At 41.2% G+C, this 2,434-nt stretch carries 2 protein-coding genes; one reads left to right on the top strand and one right to left on the bottom strand.

Translation table 11 applies throughout. From position 1 onward, the window contains the following. Nucleotides 1-306: 306 nt before the first annotated feature. The gene (locus FJR06_RS09670; RefSeq protein ID WP_015083625.1) at nt 307-1,197 is read left to right on the top strand and encodes a hypothetical protein; all 891 of its coding nucleotides are present in this window, start codon (nt 307-309) and stop codon (nt 1,195-1,197) included. Nucleotides 1,198-1,216: 19 nt separating this feature from the next. On the opposite strand, the gene nadA is transcribed toward FJR06_RS09670, so the two are convergent. Further along, nucleotides 1,217-2,182: a quinolinate synthase NadA gene (gene nadA / locus FJR06_RS09665; RefSeq protein ID WP_015083624.1), complete on the bottom strand. Its 966-nt coding sequence runs from the start codon at nt 2,180-2,182 to the stop codon at nt 1,217-1,219. Nucleotides 2,183-2,434 lie beyond the last annotated feature (252 nt).

Below are 2,434 nucleotides of genomic sequence, written 5' to 3'. Positions count from 1 at the left end.
TCAGTGAATGTAGAATCCCCGTGTCTTTAGACCGGGGAGTGTCAACCCTAGCAGGATATCAAGTGTGGCAATTTGCACTTGAGCAAATAGAATATAGAGTTGGTCAAATTTACATTGATATATGCAAATTGAATGTATATTTAAATTGCTAGTTGGAAAAAGGCAAGAGGTAAAAGGGAAGAGAGAATAGGCAAAAAGGCAAAAGTAGTTACCAATTACCTTTTTCCCTGCCTAAAATTAGATAACTAGCAACTTGGGTTATGTTATTTCACAGGTCAGGGTGTAAGAGCTATCACTAAATATCAAATGGTAGATCGGATAAATGATATCGCTTGGCAAGCTCATCAGGGTAGCGTTGCGGCAATTATTCAAGTCTTGAATGAAAGGCTAGTTATGTCTAGTGTCAGAACTAGAGCAGTTTTTGTGAATGGTGTTTTACAACTTTTGTGCGAAGCAGCTACGGTAGAGCAACTGGAGCAATCTACCTTAGTGCCAAAAATTCAACAAATTTTGGACTCGCTTGCACCACGTCACATTCGCCGAGTTAACATCAATAGTCGCATTGTTAAAGAAGAGCAATTGCTGTGGTTAGAGGAAATTCACCGTGATACTGATAACCAATTATTATGGTCACAGGAAATTACAGTATCCCAACCAAATTTGTTTAAGTGGTTAATTCCAGATTTAACTGAAGCTGATACCAAATCAAGAAAACCTATTTTGGCGAAACCCCAATCTTTACTCAAGAATCCAGATCAAGGGAAAATTTCGATCAAAACTTTAGTGATCGGGGTTTCTGGTTTATCTTCAGTAATTTTACTAGCTTGGCTGCTAGATTCTTGGTTAGGTAATCCGCTGAAAGATCTCTCACCATTCACAGGTTCTCAATCTTCCCAAACAGCAAACCAAAGTCCACCACAATTGTTGAATCGTCCTCCTAGCCAAAGTTTTTCTATTCCATCTGATGATCCATTTGTAGCCTCTGTGCGACTAGCTAACCAAGCTACTACGGCTGGTAAAACAGCAATAACTTCAACTCAGTGGTTGGAATTAGCTGCTAATTGGCAACGGGCTTCTGATTTAATGAGTCAGGTGTCACCTAGTCACAGCCGCTATCAAGAAGCACAGATTAGAACTAAATTGTATAAAAAGTTTAGTGAAGCAGCCCAGAAGGCAGCGGAAAAGGGTAAATCGTAAGATGAATTTTTAACTTCAACTACACACTCATTTCTAACATCCGTTGCATTGGTAGTAGTGCTGCTGTGCGGAGTTCTTCTGGTAAGGTAATTTCTGGGGTGCGATTTTTCATGGCTAAATACAGTTTTTCTAAAGTGTTTAGTCGCATAAATGGACATTCGTTACAGTTACAATCACTTTGCGGGGGTGCGGGAATAAAGTGTTTGTCAGGTGCTAATTTTTGCATCTGGTGAATGATTCCCGGCTCTGTAGCCACGATAAATTCCTGGCTAGGGCTGGTTTGACAATAACTAAGTAAGGCGGCTGTAGAGCCAATAAAGCTGGCGTGACGCAATACGCTGGTTTCACATTCGGGGTGGGCGATCGCTTCCGCGTGAGGATGTGTAATTTTTAACTGGACTATTTTCTTTTCCGAAAAAGTCTCATGGACAATACAGCTACCTTGCCATAACAGCATTTCCCGTCCGGTTTGTTCCATCACATACCGTCCCAAGTTCCGATCTGGGGCAAAAATAATTGGCTGTTCTTGGGGTATTTGCTGGACAATTTTCACAGCATTGGAACTGGTACAGATAATATCGCTCATGGCCTTGATTTCGGCGGAGCAGTTAATATAGGAAATGACCAAGTGGTCTGGGTGTGCGTCTTTAAACTCCGCAAACTCTTGGGGAGGACAACTATCTGCTAAAGAACAACCTGCATTGATATCTGGTAACAACACCAATTTATCAGGGTTGAGGATTTTGGCGGTTTCGGCCATGAAGTGAACACCGGCAAAGACAATTACATCGGCTTTTGTATTGGCTGCTGCTCTAGCTAATTGTAAGGAATCACCAATAAAGTCGGCAATATCTTGAATATCCGGATCTTGATAGTAGTGGGCTAAGATCACGGCGTTGAGTTCTGTTTTCAGATCCGCAATAGCAGCAAATAAATCTAATGGGAGAGTCCCTGATTTTGGTTGAGTAAGTGTAGTTGTAAACACAATTAAAAACTGCTTTTAATTACAAATTATTACCTTGTGAATTTAATTATAGTAGTTTTTACCAAAAATAGTGAGGGATTGATCCTAGCAATTTATGTCCAAATCCGGTAGAGTTTCATAAAACCTCGCGGTAAGTGGCAAACGAGCGCGGCTTTAGCTCTGAGAGGCAAGCGACTCCGGCGATTTTAATCGTATTGGTTTTTTATAAGAGCATTCGGTAAGCGTAAAACGAGCGCGGCTTGGCTCCCTGAG

The sequence above is a fragment of the Dolichospermum sp. UHCC 0352 genome (assembly GCF_009711925.1).
Lineage (GTDB): Bacteria > Cyanobacteriota > Cyanobacteriia > Cyanobacteriales > Nostocaceae > Dolichospermum > Dolichospermum lemmermannii.
Note: the sequence above shows the minus strand (reverse complement) of the source record. Positions and strands in the feature narration are given on the sequence as shown.

What these genes read in the sequence shown, in the direction of transcription:
- FJR06_RS09670 (WP_015083625.1), top strand. Translation starts at nt 307, where the DNA reads ATGGTAGATCGGATAAATGATATCGCTTGGCAAGCTCATCAGGGTAGC.